The sequence below is a fragment of the Nocardioides sp. W7 genome (genome assembly GCF_022919075.1).
In the GTDB taxonomy this organism is placed as follows: Bacteria; Actinomycetota; Actinomycetes; order Propionibacteriales; family Nocardioidaceae; genus Nocardioides.
The window spans coordinates 4,771,430-4,785,304 of record NZ_CP095078.1 but is presented as its reverse complement, the minus strand read 5'-3'; the positions used below and the strand labels follow the sequence as shown (position 1 = coordinate 4,785,304).

The 13,875-nt window shown below is 69.1% G+C and carries 10 protein-coding genes; 9 read left to right on the top strand and 1 reads right to left on the bottom strand.

Annotated features, from left to right (window positions below; translation table 11 throughout):
- The first annotated feature begins 27 nt into the window (after window positions 1-27).
- From MUB56_RS22330 to MUB56_RS22290, 9 genes are all read left to right on the top strand, one after another.
- A complete protein-coding gene (locus MUB56_RS22330; RefSeq protein ID WP_244929212.1) occupies window positions 28-1,467 on the top strand; it encodes an FAD-dependent oxidoreductase in 1,440 nt (479 codons plus the stop codon).
- A gap of 54 nt (window positions 1,468-1,521) precedes the next feature.
- The gene (locus tag MUB56_RS22325; protein WP_244929211.1) at window positions 1,522-3,216 is read left to right on the top strand and encodes a nitrilase-related carbon-nitrogen hydrolase; all 1,695 of its coding nucleotides are present in this window, start codon (window positions 1,522-1,524) and stop codon (window positions 3,214-3,216) included.
- 135 nt (window positions 3,217-3,351) lie between these two features.
- A complete protein-coding gene (locus MUB56_RS22320; RefSeq protein ID WP_244929210.1) occupies window positions 3,352-4,869 on the top strand; it encodes an FAD-binding protein in 1,518 nt (505 codons plus the stop codon).
- Window positions 4,870-4,979: 110 nt separating this feature from the next.
- The gene (locus tag MUB56_RS22315; RefSeq protein WP_244929209.1) at window positions 4,980-6,083 is read left to right on the top strand and encodes a zinc-binding dehydrogenase; all 1,104 of its coding nucleotides are present in this window, start codon (window positions 4,980-4,982) and stop codon (window positions 6,081-6,083) included.
- 2 nt (window positions 6,084-6,085) lie between these two features.
- Window positions 6,086-7,528 carry an aldehyde dehydrogenase family protein gene (locus MUB56_RS22310; protein WP_244929208.1) on the top strand — a complete coding sequence of 481 codons (1,443 nt, stop codon included), beginning with the start codon at window positions 6,086-6,088 and terminating at the stop codon, window positions 7,526-7,528.
- Between the two features lie 427 nt (window positions 7,529-7,955).
- A complete protein-coding gene (locus MUB56_RS22305; RefSeq protein WP_244929207.1) occupies window positions 7,956-9,527 on the top strand; it encodes an ABC transporter substrate-binding protein in 1,572 nt (523 codons plus the stop codon).
- A 105-nt stretch (window positions 9,528-9,632) separates the two neighbouring features.
- The gene (locus MUB56_RS22300) at window positions 9,633-11,324 is read left to right on the top strand and encodes a carbon-nitrogen hydrolase family protein (protein ID WP_244929206.1); all 1,692 of its coding nucleotides are present in this window, start codon (window positions 9,633-9,635) and stop codon (window positions 11,322-11,324) included.
- A gap of 713 nt (window positions 11,325-12,037) precedes the next feature.
- Entirely contained in the window at window positions 12,038-12,391 is a 354-nt protein-coding gene (locus MUB56_RS22295; protein WP_244929205.1) for a MerR family transcriptional regulator, read from the top strand.
- A gap of 49 nt (window positions 12,392-12,440) precedes the next feature.
- Entirely contained in the window at window positions 12,441-12,899 is a 459-nt protein-coding gene (locus MUB56_RS22290) for a VOC family protein (protein WP_244929204.1), read from the top strand.
- A gap of 28 nt (window positions 12,900-12,927) precedes the next feature.
- Here the strand turns inward: MUB56_RS22290 and MUB56_RS22285 are convergent, their stop codons facing one another.
- Complete coding sequence (locus MUB56_RS22285) at window positions 12,928-13,842, bottom strand: SGNH hydrolase domain-containing protein (RefSeq protein ID WP_244929203.1); 915 nt, start codon at window positions 13,840-13,842, stop codon at window positions 12,928-12,930.
- Window positions 13,843-13,875 lie beyond the last annotated feature (33 nt).

Genomic DNA, 13,875 nt, shown 5'->3' with positions numbered 1-13,875 from the left:
TCGACGTCGCGAGGAGGAGACCCGAACGTGAGCGAAGCAGTCGACGTGATCGTGATCGGAGCCGGAACAGCTGGCGTTCCTGCCGCAGTCGAGGCCTCGTCGCTCGGCGCTCGCGTCCTCCTGCTGGAGCGTTCGGACCGCATCGGCGGGACGCTCCACGTCTCGGGGGCGGACCTGTCGGGCGCTGGGACGCGCCGCCAGCTCGAGAGTGGCGTGACCGACGACAGCCCCCAGCGTCACTTCGCCGACATCGTGCGGATCACCGGCGACACCGTGCGCCACGACCTGCTGCGCAGGTCGGTGACCCTCGCTGCGGACTCGATCGACTGGCTCGAGGACAACGGGCTGAGGTTCACCGACCGCACCCCGTTCATCATGATGGGCCACGAGACCTACGCGACGGCCCGCACCTGCAAGCCCCTCAACGGCGGACACAGCATCGTCGAGGTGTTCGAGAGCCTCATCGCCCAGCAGTCGGCCACCGGACGTCTGGACCTCCAGCTCGGCGCCACCGTGACCGACCTGGTCACGGTCGACGGCGCCGTCGTCGGCGTCGAGTACGAGCGGGGTGGGGAGACCCACCGGGTGGACTGCGACCACGTGATCCTCGCGTGTGGCGGGTACGTGGGAAACCACGAGATGTTCCGCGAGCGTCACGGCCGACCGTTGACCAGCGTGGGCATCGACACCTCCCGCGGCGACGCGATCACTCTCACCGAGAAGCTGGGCACGCGCGTGGTGGGTGACGAGCGGTACCTGCCCACGGTCGGTGCCCTCCTCGGCGGCGACGACCTCGACTGGGCGCTGTGGGCCTCGCCCCGTCCGGTCCTGAACTCGTCCGTCCGGTCACCGTGGGAGATCCACGTGACCCGCGCCGGGCGGCGCTTCTGCTCCGAGGACCACCCCAGCCTGACTGCTCGGCAGGAGGCGGTCCACGCCCTCGACGACCTGACCTTCTTCGTGGTCTTCGACGAGCACGCCCTGACCGAAGCGCCCCCGATCATGCGCGAGTGGGGGGCACAGGGGCTCCGAGACGCTGCGAACGCCGTCCCGGGGGTGCTGCGTGCAGACTCCCTCGGGGAGTTGGCGGCTCTGGCCGGGATCGACAGTCAAGGGCTGGCGCGCACCGTGGCCGAGTACAACGTCGCCGTCTCCACCGGACGCGACGTCCACCTCGATCGCCGGTTCATGCCCGCCCCGGTCGCCCAGGGCCCGTTCTACGCTCTCGAGATCCACGGCATCGCACTCGACACCTTCGCCGGTGTCGACGTGGACGCGCAGCTGCGCGTGCTCGGCGGCGACAACCGTCCCGTTCCTGGTCTGTACGCGGTCGGTGAGGCGATCGGCGCCGCGGCCATGACCGGAAGCATCATCTGCAGCGGCATGTTGGTCACGCCCTGCATCTCACTGGGCCGGGCCGTGGCCCGGAGCATCGTCGAGTGCCTGCCCGTGGCGGCGAGGACCTGACGAGGTCTCCTCCTCCCAACGCCCGAACCGCCCCCTTCACCGCAGGAGTTCCTCATGTCCCAGGTCACCATCGCCACCTGCCAGTTCACCAGCGGCAACGACACCGGTGCGAACCTGCGTCGCATGGTGGGCCTGGTGGACGACGCGGCCGATGCCGGCGCGGACCTGGTCGTCTTCCAGGAGTTCTGCAACCACCCCGCGCTGTACGCCAGCCCCGACCACGTGTGGCAGTCGGCGCTGAGCGAGGACGACGAGTTCCTGCGTGTGCTGAAGGCCAAGGCGGCCGAGCGGTCGATCCACCTGTCGTTCAACGCGACGGTGAGGTCTGACTGGCCTCTGGTCATCGATCAGAACTTCCTGCTGTCGGACGAGGGGGAGGTCATCCTCACCAGCCACAAGCAGGTGCTCATGGGATCCGAGCGCGACCACTTCGTGCCCGGGACCCGCGAGGCCGGCGTGGTCGACACCCGGTTCGGTCGTGTCGGGATCATGTCGTGCATGGAGGGCCTGATCCCGGAGAACCCTCGCGTCCTGGCCGTCAAGGGCGCCCAGCTCATCCTGAACTCGCTGTCGTCGAACGGCCTGGACGAGGCGCACACGCACATCCCGGTCAGGGCTGCGGAGAACGGCGTCTTCGTGGTCTCGGCCAACCGTGCCGGACCGCTGGTCGACCCCGTCGACCTCGACGCGCTCACTGCGAAGAACGGCATCGACAAGTCCAAGCTCGTCGGCGGCGGCGAGAGCCAGGTCGTCGACCCGCGCGGGGTCAGCCTGGTCCGCGCCAAGGCGCACGTCGACGACATGGCGATGACGACCGTTGACCTCTCGCTCGCCGGGGGCGACGGCCTCCTGACGCAGCGGCGTCCCGACCTCTACGGGGCTCTGGTTGCCCCTGTCGAGAGTCATGAGGAGACGCTCGCGGGACGGACGGACGCCGGCCCCGTCACTCTCGCCGTGGGCGGCCCCGGCCGGGGCGTGGTGGGGGAGGCCGCACTCGAGGCTGTCGTCACCTGGCTCGAGGGCCTGGCGGTCGACCTGGCCGTCCTCCCGGAGCTCTTCGCCTGGGACGTCACGTCCTTGCGCGGGGGTGCGGCGGTCGATCCCGGGTTCGTCGAGAAGGTGCTGGTGACCCTCGGCGAGGTAGCGGCTCGCCGCGGTCTGCACGTCGTCGCCGGCGTCCCGGGCGCGTCCGGTGCCGGGACGAGCAACGCCACCGTGCTCGTCACTCCGACGGGAGCACGTACCTGGTACCACCAGGTGCACGTGCACCCTGACGACCGCGGTTGGGCCGCGGCGGGGACCGAGTTCGTCACCGCCGACCTGCCCTTCGGTCGCATCGGTCTGCTGACCGGGCACGACCTCGTCTTCCCCGAAGCCGCCAGGATCCTGACCCTCGCGGGGGCCGACCTCCTCGTGCTGCCCGGGGGATGGCGCCACGGGTGGGAGCACCGTCTGGTCGCGCCCGAGCGCTCGGCGGAGAACCACGTGGCCGTGGTGGTCGCTGCGCGCGCGGACTCGGTCGAGCCGACGGGGCACGCCGTGCTCAGTACGCCGACCACCTACCAGTTCCCCATCACGGGCGAGGTCAACATGCCTGAGCGACACGCCGCCGAGCTCGGTACGCCGCTGGTGGCGGAGATCGATCTCCGCGCGAGCAGGGACAAGCTCCTCATGCGGCGCACCGACCTGTTGGCCGACCGGCAGCCCGCTCTCTACGCCGCCCTCGCGGATCCCTTGCCGGTGCGCTGAGCGCCCTGCTCAGATCCGGGCCACTCCGGGCGACAGATCACCTCCGAGCCGCCACCCGACGTGGCACTCGCAACACCCCAACCAACGGTCCGCACGCCGGACCGCCATCCCATAACACGTCAGGAGACGACCGACATGGCCAGTTTGAACAGCGTCAACCAGTGGGACCGCGAGGTCGACATCCTCATCGTCGGCTACGGGCTCTCCGGAGCCGTCACCGCCATCGAGGCCCACGACACCGATCCCGACGCCGAGATCCTGGTCATCGACAAGTGCACTGAGCGCTTCCAGGGCGGCAGCAGCCGCGCCTCCGGCCAGACCCTCTGGTGCCCCAAGGACGTCGACGCGACCGTCGAGTACCAGCGTGCCCTCAACTACACCAACCCCGTCGACGACAGCCTGCTGCGTGTCTGGGCCGAGGCCATGGCGACGCAGGAGGAGTGGATCGAGGAGCGCGCCGTCGAGGCCGACATGGAGTACGTGCGCCGCAGCGCCCGTCCCGGTGCGGACCCGAAGCACGTCACCGTCGAGTTCGAGGAGCTGCCGGGCGCCAAGAAGGCCGTCAGCTACAACTCCACGATCATCCCCGGTCCCGCCGGCGTGTGGGAGGCCTTCCGCAAGAACGTCGAGAAGCGTCCCCGTATCGAGCGCCAGTTCGAGACCGCCGCTCTGGACTTCGTCCAGGATCCCGACACCCTGGAGATCTTCGGCGTGATCGTCGAGCGCGACGGCCGCCGTCAGGCGTACAAGGCGCGCAAGGGCGTCGTCATGGCGACCGGCTCCTTCGAGGGATCCATGCAGATGCAGCGTGACTTCTGGGGCGCCGAGGAGATCTACGCCCTGGGCAACCCGGAGAACACCGGTGACGGCATCCGCATGATGCAGAAGGCCGGCGCCGAGCTGTGGCACATGCGCAACTTCACCCAGACCGGCGGCCTCCAGCCGGCCATCAAGGTGCCGGAGTACAAGGGCGCCTTCTTCCGCCAGCAGTTCATGGAGGCCACCAGCTGGCTCGACATCGCCGCGGACGGCAAGCGCTTCTACGACGAGGGTGTCATCTACGCCTACACCCACTACCGCATGAAGAAGCACGGCAACTGGGTCGACGTCCCCACGCACCAGGTGCTTCCGATCCACATGATCATGGACGAGACCACCCGCCTCGCGCAGCCGCTGGTCGCGCTGTGGAAGAGCTGGAACATCGTCGTCGAAGGCTACGAGTGGAGCGAGGACAACTCCAAGGAGGTCGAGAAGGGCTGGATCACCCGGGCCGACACGATCCGCGAGCTGGCCGTCCTCATCGGGCGTGACCCCGACCTCCTCGAGGACACCGTCAACCGCTACAACGAGGCGGCCCGCGCCGGCGTCGACCCGGAGTTCGGTCGTGAGGCCGACCGAATGACCCCGATCGAGAACGGCCCGTTCTACGCGATCAAGGTCGTCCCCGGCGTCGTCGCCCACACCGGTGGAGCCCGTCGCGACGAGAAGTCCCGCGTGGTCACCCACGAGTCGACCCCGATCCCGCGCCTGTACGAGGTCGGCGAGATGGGCTCGATCTTCTCGAACATCTATCAGAACGGTGGGTTCTTGGCCGAGTGCATCGCGTTCGGCCGGATCGCGGCCCGCAACGTGCTGGCCGAGACGCCGCTCTGACGGGCGTGGAGGGGTGTTCCACTGGGCACCCCTCCCGCGCTCCTCGAGTCCACCCCATGAGTGCCCTGTGACAACGGGCGTGGCCGTGCCACGCCGAGAGTGAGGATGCTGTGATCTCGTCCCGAGCTGCCGTACTGCGCAGCCCCGGTTCCCCCCTGTCCATCGAGAACGTGACGTACGCCGACCCGGCGGCCGGGGAGGTGGCCGTCCGCATCGTCGCCGCGTCGATGTGCCACTCCGACGTGCACGCCATCAACGGGGGCGGTCCACACCTCCCGATGATCCTCGGGCACGAGGCGGCCGGGGTGGTCACGTCCGTGGGCCAGGGCGTGACCGATCTCGACGTGGGCTGCAAGGTGGCACTGTCCTTCGTCCCGTCCTGCGGGTCCTGCTGGGCCTGCATTCGCGGTCTCGGCGTGGAGTGCGAGCGCGGTAGCGGCATGGGCGGCGACGGACGCGCCCTCGACGGCAGCTTCAAGGCCCGGTCGGAATCCGGCGAAGAGGTGGGCCAGATGGTTCGCCTCGGCGCCTTCAGCGACAAGGTGGTCGTCCACCGTGACTCGTTGGTCGTCCTCGATGACTCGACGGACCTGCGGATCGCTGCCCTGATGTCCTGTGGCTTCCTCACCGGCGCAGGTGCCGCGATCAACATCGCCGGCACGGCTCCCGGTGACGACGTCGTCGTCGTCGGCACGGGGGGCGTCGGTATCGCCGCAGTCCAAGGAGCCCTGGTGGCGGGCGCGGCCCGCATCATCGCGGTGGACGTGAGCGAGGAGAAGCTGGCCCGAGCCAAGGAGTTCGGCGCGACCCACACGGTCAACGCCCTCGACTCGGACTGGCCCGCGGAGGTCACCGCCATCGCCGGCGGGCGCGGCGCTGACCGTGCGATCAGCTGCGTGGGCATGCTCGACGACACCCACATGACCCAGCTGCTGGCTTCGCTCAACCCGCTCGGCACGGCGGTGCTCGTCTGCGCCGGGCGCGCGAACCTGGACGTCGGTCTGCTCGGACGCAAGACCCTGAGGCGCACGCTCTACGGGAGCCTCGATCCGAAGGCCGACCAGGTGCGCTTCCTCGACCTGTACGCCGCCGGCCGCTTCCGGATGGACGAGATGATCACCAACACCTACACCCTCGACTCCATCAACGACGCAGTGGAGGATCTGCTCGCGGGCAAGAACATCCGCGGCATCATCCTCTTCGAGGAGGCGTGACGATGCCCGAGGTGCGCACCCCGCAGATGTTCGTCGACGGCGCGTTCGTGGACGCCGCCTCCGATGCGACTTTCGACTCCGTGAATCCGGCGACCGAAGAGGTGGTCGCCCGTCTGGCCGTCGCAGGCGAGCGGGACGTCGACCGGGCTGTCGACGCTGCTCGCGCCGCGCTCGACGGTCCGTGGGGGAACACCGGGCCCCGCGAGCGGCAGCGGCTCCTGATGAGACTGGCGGGCCTCGTCCTCGACAACGCGGAGGAGCTGGCGCAGCTCGACACCGCCGAGGTCGGCATCCCGATCGCACGGTCGCGTGGCCTGGCCATGGCGTCCGCGGGACTCCTGGAGTGGTACGCGGCACTCTCGCGGACGGTGCGCGGGGCCACGATCGAGAACAACCGCCCGGCCGACCTGATCTCCTCGACGCTCCGCCAGCCCATCGGCGTCGTCGGGGCCATCACGCCCTGGAACACGCCGTTGCCGATGATGATGTGGAAGCTCGGGCCGGTCCTGGCGACGGGGTCCACGCTGGTCCACAAGCCCGCCGAGATCTCCTCGCTCAGCGCCCTCAGGATGGCTGAGCTCTGCATCGAGGCCGGCGTGCCGGACGGCGTGGTCAACGTGGTCACCGGGAACGGCGGCACCGGTGCGCTGCTCGCGGAGCACCGTGGGGTCGACAAGATCGCCTTCACCGGATCGGTCGCCACCGGACAGGCCATCGTCCGTGCCTCGGCAGGCAACCTGAAGCGCCTCACGATGGAGCTCGGTGGGAAGTCACCGAGCATCGTCTTCGCGGACGCCGACCTGGATCGCGCTGCGGCATCGGTGGCCCGCTCGATCTTCGACAACAGCGGCCAGGTCTGCGTCGCCGGATCCCGACTTCTCGTGCAGGACGATGTGCACGACGAGTTCGTGGATCGCGTCGCCGAGCACGCCCGGGCGCTGCGTGTGGGCGATCCGCTCGCCGACGGCACCGACATGGGGCCGGTGGCGTCGAAGGCGCAGTGGGAGAAGGTGAAGGACTTCGTCGCGGGCGCCCTCGAGGACGGAGCCGAGCTGACCACGGGCGGTGGCGGCGCCGGGCAGGAGAAGGGCTACTACGTGGAGCCCACCGTCCTCACGGGCGTCGCGAACCACTCGCGACTCGCGCAGGGAGAGGTCTTCGGGCCGGTCCTCGGCGTGACCCGGTTCTCGACCCTGGACGACGCGGTGGCGCTGGCGAACGGGACCGACTTCGGCCTCTCCAGCTACGTCTGGACGACGAACATGTCGACCGCGAACACGATGGTCCGGCGGATCAAGGCCGGCATCGTCCAGGTCAACACCATCGAGGGACTGGACCCCGCCGTGCCGGTGGGGGGCCACGGGATGAGCGGATACGGCAAGGAGCTCGGGCTGGAGCAGCTCGACGAGTACCTCAGCACGAAGTCGGTCTGGACGGCTCGCTGAGTCCTCGCCGGCCGGTCGGACGTGCCCGCAGAGTGACCCCAGCAGGGTGTCCGCCCGCCCGACGGCGGCTGGGGCGGGCCGCTGCTCTCATCAAGCGGAATAGCGGCCCGTGGGCCGCTGTCGTTGCCCACAGTGAGGGCGTGGAGGACGAAGGGCGTCGCCAGCTGGACCTCCGGCTGCTCGAGCCCGCTGCGCGTCATCGCCATCGGCGAGCTGAGCTGGCTGCACGCCCAGACTCGGGTCGACCGTCCCTCGGGCACCGTCGAGGGCGCCGAGATCGTCTCCTCCTGGACGATGACGGCTGCCGACACCGGTTGTTCACAAGAAGGTGACAAATAACTGTTGACAATCTTCAGTCAACACAACAAGGTGGCTGTCATCACACCGACACCCACGCAGGGTGCTGTCAACGGAGGTTGGATCACTGATGCTTCACAGGTCATCACAGGCAGGGCGGCCCCGGCTGCGAGCTGCCGTCGCGCTCTCAGCGGTCCTGGCTTTCGGGCTCGGCGCCTGCGGATCGGACTCCGACGCCGCGGGAGGCGACAAGACGCCCGAGGAGCTGGTAGTCGGTCTGTCGGCGCTCCCGATCGGGGTCGACCCGGTGCAGTACAACGACAGCGAGACCCAGATGGTCTACCGCCTGGTGAACGAGCCGCTGTTCCGCTACACCGGACCGGGCGAGATCTCGCCGCTTCTCGCCGAGAAGATGCCGGAGGTCAGCGAGGACGGCAAGACCTGGACGATCCAGCTGAAGAAGGGCGTCGAGTTCACCAACGGCGACCCCTTCAACGCCGACGACGTGATCCACACCTTCGAGACGATCCTGGACACGGACAACGGGTCATACAACCGAAGCGCTCTCGTCGCGCTCGACAAGGTGGAGGCGGTCGACGAGCACACGATCAAGCTGACCCTGTCGTACGCCTTCTCGCCGCTGCTCTACCAGCTCACCCGCCTCGCCATCGTGAGCGACACCATCCCCTACGAGCAGGGCAAGACGTACGCGACCACGCTCGTGGGCACCGGCCCGTACAAGCTGGACAGCGTCAAGCGCGGCCAGGAGATCAAGCTCGTCGCCAACGAGAACTTCCGCGAGGAGGGCGTGCCCACCATTCCGGCCATCATGGTCAAGGCCTACCCGGACTCGAACTCGCAGCTGACTGCACTCAAGACCGGCGAGGTCCACGTGCTGCCGCAGGTTCAGCCCGCCGCGGTCGACACCATCAAGAAGTTCGCCACCATCCACCAGTCGGACTCCAAGCTGGTCTCCACCCGGTTCTGGTTCTGGCCCAACCAGGGCGACGGTCTGATGAAGGACCAGAACCTGCGCAAGGCGGTCACCCTGGCCATCGACCGCGGCCGCGTCGTCGACAACACGCTGCGCGGCTACGGCGTCCCGATCTCGACGATTCCCTCCGCCTACGACGATGGTGACCTGTTCATGTCGCCGCTCGCCCAGGCGTACGGCCGCGACGCGCAGATCGACGAAGCGAAGAAGCTGGTCGAGGCCGCCGGCGCCACGGGCAAGGAACTGCACATGGTGGTTCCGGACGGTCCCACGATCCCCGCGGTCGCGGACTCCGTCCAGCAGCAGCTCGAGGAGGTCGGGTTCAAGGTCAAGCGCGAGGACCTCACCCAGGCGGCGGCTCTGGACCGGATCTTCAACAACAACTACGACCTCTACCTGAACGGCAACACCTCGGCGGCCGAGGACTCCGGTCTCGACGGCGCGTTCGGCCTCTACGGCATCGGTGGTGCCTACAACCTCAATGGCGTCAACGACAAGGAGCTCGACAAGCTCGTGCGGGAGTCGGTGGAGGCGCTCACGCCCGAGGCCGCCGTGGATGTGGTCGAGAAGATGCGCCAGCGTCAGCTCGAGTACGTCCCGGACATGCCGATCGCCATCGGGTACGACCTGACGGCCCTGGCGAAGGGTCTTGACGGGTTCGAGATCAACAACTTCGGCGACTTCTACGGCTTCGCCTACATGAAGTGACGCGTCCGATCTGACGCGAGCGGGCGTCGCGCCCCACCCACCACGCGTGGGCGTGTGTGCGACGCCCGTTTCCCTTTTTCCCAGCTTCCCGACCAAGGAGTACGAATGCCTCAGGTGACGATCGCTGCGGTCCAGTTCAGCAGCGGAAACGACACGGACCGCAACCTCGCTCGGATGCTCGAGCTCGTCGACCGCGCTTCGGACAGCGGAGCCGACCTCGTCGTCTTCCAGGAGTTCTGCAACCACCCGGTCGCCTACGACTCGCAGGACCACGTCTGGCAGAGCGCCATCAGCGAGGACGGCTGGTGGGTCCAGCGCCTCGGGGCGAAGGCCGCCGACCGAGGAGTCTTCATCTCCTTCAACGCCACCACCAGGGGTCCGTGGCCGAGCGTGCACGACCAGAACTATCTGTTGTCCGACTCAGGCGAGGTCATCCTCACCAGCCACAAGCAGATCCTCATGGGCGACGAGAAGACGCACTTCTCGCCGGGCCGCAAGCTCGAAGGCGTCGTCGAGACACGGATCGGCCGGATCGGTCTGATGTCGTGCATGGAGGGGCTGATCCCGGAGACGCCGCGCGTGCTCGGCGTGCGTGGGGCCGACATCATCCTCAACTCGCTGTCGTCGAACGGGCTGGACGAGGCACACACCCACATCCCGGTCCGCGCGGCCGAGAACGAGGTCTTCGTCGTCTCCGCCAATCGGTCGGGGCCGCTCGTCGACCCCGTCGACGTCGAGCGGGTGGCGCGGGAGATCGGCTTCGACCCTGACACGCTGCTCGGCGGTGGGGAGAGCCAGGTCGTCGACCGTGACGGCGAGTCCCTCGTCCGTGCGAAGGCGCACGTCGACGACATGGTCGTCACGACCGTCGACCTCTCCGTCCTGCGTCCGGATGGCTACCTGTCCCAGCGTCGCCCCGAGCTGTACGGCGTACTCGTCGAGCCGACAGAGCTCGTCGAGAAGCGCTGGCAGGACAGGCCGCAGGCGCGCCCGGCCGTGGTGGCGGCCACCGGGCTCACCGCGACTGCCGCTGGCGAGGACGTCGTGGAGGTCGCACTCGCGTGGTGCCGATCCACGGAGGCGGACCTGATGGTCCTGCCCGAGCTCTTCAGCTGTCGCCCGGCTGACCTCCGTCCGGGGACCCTGAACGAGGCGGTCGCGTCCGCGGCACGGGTGGTGGACCAGCTCCAAGACGTCGCCCGGGAGCGGGGCTGCCACGTCGTGGCCGGCCTGCCGCGGCGCGTGACCGGAGGCTTCGCGAACTCCGCCGTGCTCGTTGGTCCGGACGCGGAGCCGATCTGGTACGACCAGGTCCACGTCCACCCGGACGACGCGGACTGGGCGGTGCCGGGTGCAGAGTTCGTGGTGGCCGACCTGCCGTTCGGACGCGTCGGCCTCATGCTCGGGCAGGACATGGCGTTCCCGGAGAGCGCCCGGCTGCTCACCCTCATGGGAGCCGACGTCGTTATCTGCCCGACCACATGGAGAAGGCCGTGGGAGGCCCGTCTGGCCGCTCCCGAGCGTGCGGCGGAGAACCACGTCACCGTGGTCGCGGCAGCGCGCGCCGACTCCCCGGTCGCCAAGCCGAGCACCGTGCTGACGTTCCCGGCCCAGTACCGCTTCCCGGAGACGGGCGAGGTCAACATGCCCGACCGCTACGACGGGGAGGATCTCGGAGGCGCGGTGGTCGTCCGGATCGAGACGAGCACCTCGCGTGACAAGTTGCTCATGCAGATGACCTCGCTCGTGGCGGACCGCCAGCCCGACCTCTACACGGCGCTGACCGAGCCGGTGTGACTCGCCCAAGGTTTCGTGGAGCGGCCTCCCGGCGCAGGCGCGGTTGCCGAATTGAGCGACGAATCAGCCGTCAGACGAGTCGGCACAAACGTCCGTTGCGCCGGTGGTGGGCCTTCCACCCTTGAGTCGTGCGCCACGCCCGTGAGCCCGTTGCCCGCGACGGAAGCGCAGGGTCGCTGTTGCTGACGGACTGGTTCCCGCCACCTGCACGGTTCCGGCGAGTCGTTATCGCTCACCAAGAAAGCGCGCGGGACTTCTCAGAGTGCGGTCTTGTCGGTGTAGCCACGAGCGCCGCGCTGGGCAGATGAAGGTCTCCCACCGTAGATGCTGTCCAGAAACTGTCCAGTTCACGATGCCGCAAAGCATCGAAGTGTCCCGCAGTGAGGCGTACAGTGAGTCCGTCGTAACCGCACGCTCGTCTCATATCTGCAGGTCAGCACGCATTCGAGCGAGGTATCTCGCATCGCCTGGTCCCGACGAATCTGCCCGACGGGTACAGAGGGTCAGGGGTTCGAGTCCCCTCAGCTCCACCATCAACGCAGGTCAGTGGCCGTGCCCGAGTCCTCCACGGAGGAGCCGGACATGGCCATTCGGCATTTCGTGGCTCCGCGGCGGCCGGTTCGCCCCCGGCCACCGGCAGGGGTACGCCGCACCGGCGCGTGCGTGAGCCGCCGACCGCGGAAGGTTCCAGGCCCGCTGCGGGTTGGGACGACATGCGCATCGGGGAGCTCGCGGTGGCCACGGGGGTCAGCAGCCGGTCGCTGCGGTACTACGAGTCGCTCGGGCTGATCGCCTCGGCACGGACGGCCGGCGGCTGGCGGGACTTCGACGCCGAGATGGTCGAGCGCGTCGTACGGATTCAGCACCTGTTCGCCGCCGGACTGTGCAGCTCGACCATCTCGGATCTCCTGCCGTGCCTCGAAGCGCCGCCGGCGGAGCGGACGAGTCACCTCGGCCGACGGCTCGCCGAGGAGGTGAGTCGGCTCGAGGCCCGGAAGCGAGACCTCGACCGGCAGCTCGACGTACTGGGTGCTCTGCAGGACGAGGCCGGCTCGGCTGTGGAGTAGCAGCGAAATCCTTGCTCTTGACATTGATGTCAGGACTCAGACTTCAGGTATGACCCAGAACCCTTCCCGCGTCCGCCAGCTGCGAGTCATCGTGGAGGCGGACGACTACGACGCAGCCGTGACCTTCTACCGCGACGTGCTCGGCATGAGTGAGCTCGCCGCGTACGCCGAGGGCGGGGACGACCGCGTGTCGATCCTCGACGCCGGCCGGGCGACCCTGGAGATCGCCAATCCGGTGCACAAGGCCGCCATCGACCGGGCCGAGGGCGTGACCGAGGCGAGTCCGCGGCTCCGGCTCGCCTTCGAGGTGGACGACTCCACCCAGGTGACCGACGACCTCGACGCGGCCGGCGCCAGGGTCGTGGCGCCGCCGACGCTGACGCCGTGGCGTTCGCTGAACGCGCGTCTCAGCGCACCGGCCGGACTCCAGATCACGGTGTTCCAGGAGACCGTCGATGCCGCCGAGCGGGCGAGCCTGCCCGGCTTCGACACCGACGAGACTCGCTGACGCCCGAGGCCGCATGGCGGCTCGGGCGTCAGCGACGCCCGAGCCGGCCGTCAGTCGTCCGGTGCAGCGCCCGCAAGAGGGCGCGCGTGCGGGAGCCGGCGTAGGTGTCGGAGATGTGCGAGCCGCCGCGGTACACGAGGATGCCGCCGATCACCGCGGCGCACTTCGACCCGCGGCACATGTGCCGGGTCATGTCGATCGCCTCGACCTGCTTCATCCGCCGAGCCGCCTCCCGTGCCGCCGACGCCCCGGAGAGGGCCACGGCGGCCGCCTTGGGGAAGGCGCAGCGCGCAGGCCGACTGCGGTTCTTGCGCACACACGCGGGCGCGTCGCCCGACGGCGGCCCGGGGGTGTCGAGGATCGGGCTCAGCCGGGCCCCGGTCCTGAGGATCTGACGCCAGTACGCCGTGAGCCCTCGCACCATCGCTTCCTCGGTGGGCTGGCCGCTGGCGACCCCGAGGGGGAGGCCGCTGCTCCAGCGGGTCACGGGTACGACGACCTCGGGACGCATGCGCTTGATCGTCCGCAGGGCCCGCGCCCCCCACTCCTCGCAGCTCCGGTCCCGCTTGCCGTCCTCGGGTCGGGAGACCCGGGCGAAGGAGCAGCCGTTCTTCAAGATGACGACCAGCCGCCAGCCCTGGGCCTTGGCGATCCGGTCCATCGGCGTGAACCACTGCGCCGCCTTCGAGTCGCCGACCAGGACGACCGTCTTGCGACCGCGCTCGTCGCCGAACGGGCAGGTCTTGAAGCCCCGTCCGGTGACGGAGACGACGCAGTTCGTCTCGTAGAGGGCCGGCACGTCCTGGTAGGCGCGCGCCGGAGACGGGCGGACGGGTGCGGCGGAGCTCGTGGGGCCGGGTGCCAGCGCCGCGGCGACGAGGGTCCCGAGGACGACCACGCCGAGCCGCCGGGCCAGCTGTCGAACGGACGAGGCGCAGGTCATGAGGCATTCATACCCCGTTGATCCGCCGGCACT

Excerpts from the sequence above, each read along its gene's own strand:
- MUB56_RS22295 (WP_244929205.1), top strand. The coding sequence starts at position 12,038 with ATGCGCATCGGGGAGCTCGCGGTGGCCACGGGGGTCAGCAGCCGGTCG.
- MUB56_RS22290 (WP_244929204.1), top strand. The coding sequence starts at position 12,441 with ATGACCCAGAACCCTTCCCGCGTCCGCCAGCTGCGAGTCATCGTGGAG.
- MUB56_RS22325 (WP_244929211.1), top strand. The coding sequence starts at position 1,522 with ATGTCCCAGGTCACCATCGCCACCTGCCAGTTCACCAGCGGCAACGAC.
- MUB56_RS22300 (WP_244929206.1), top strand. The coding sequence starts at position 9,633 with ATGCCTCAGGTGACGATCGCTGCGGTCCAGTTCAGCAGCGGAAACGAC.
- MUB56_RS22305 (WP_244929207.1), top strand. The coding sequence starts at position 7,956 with ATGCTTCACAGGTCATCACAGGCAGGGCGGCCCCGGCTGCGAGCTGCC.
- MUB56_RS22310 (WP_244929208.1), top strand. The coding sequence starts at position 6,086 with ATGCCCGAGGTGCGCACCCCGCAGATGTTCGTCGACGGCGCGTTCGTG.
- MUB56_RS22320 (WP_244929210.1), top strand. The coding sequence starts at position 3,352 with ATGGCCAGTTTGAACAGCGTCAACCAGTGGGACCGCGAGGTCGACATC.
- MUB56_RS22285 (WP_244929203.1), bottom strand. The coding sequence starts at position 13,842 with ATGACCTGCGCCTCGTCCGTTCGACAGCTGGCCCGGCGGCTCGGCGTG.